The organism is Paenibacillus sp. GbtcB18 (assembly GCF_019091125.1).
Classification (GTDB): domain Bacteria; phylum Bacillota; class Bacilli; order Paenibacillales; family NBRC-103111; genus Paenibacillus_F; species Paenibacillus_F chitinolyticus.
In genome coordinates this window covers 1-265 of record NZ_JAGXJX010000428.1, presented here as the reverse complement: position 1 = coordinate 265, position 265 = coordinate 1, and the positions used below count along the sequence as shown (strand labels likewise).

Annotated in this window: 1 protein-coding gene; it reads right to left on the bottom strand. The window is 69.8% G+C overall.

Translation table 11 applies throughout. The features are described 5' to 3' along the window. Nucleotides 1–208: hypothetical protein (locus KVT34_RS30390; RefSeq protein ID WP_217563307.1), on the bottom strand; the 208-nt coding region annotated here is incomplete at its 3' end. Nucleotides 209–265 lie beyond the last annotated feature (57 nt).

Genomic DNA, 265 nt, shown 5'->3' with positions numbered 1-265 from the left:
TCGTCAGGCCGCGTGAGCGACCTTGGCGCCGCATCAGAGGGCGCCCGGCGACCAGGAAAGCGAGGCCCACGCTGAAGGTCAGGAACTCGGCGGCGTACAGACCTCGGAAGAGCCACGACCACGGCGCGGGAACGTAGGTGAGGTCGGTGGAGCCCGGCCAGAACACATCGGTCAAGAGCACGGCGAGCGGCAGGGCCACGACCAGCATCACGCACCCCATGCCGTACAGAAACCCGTATGGGCCGGGGGCCGTCGCGCCACCCCG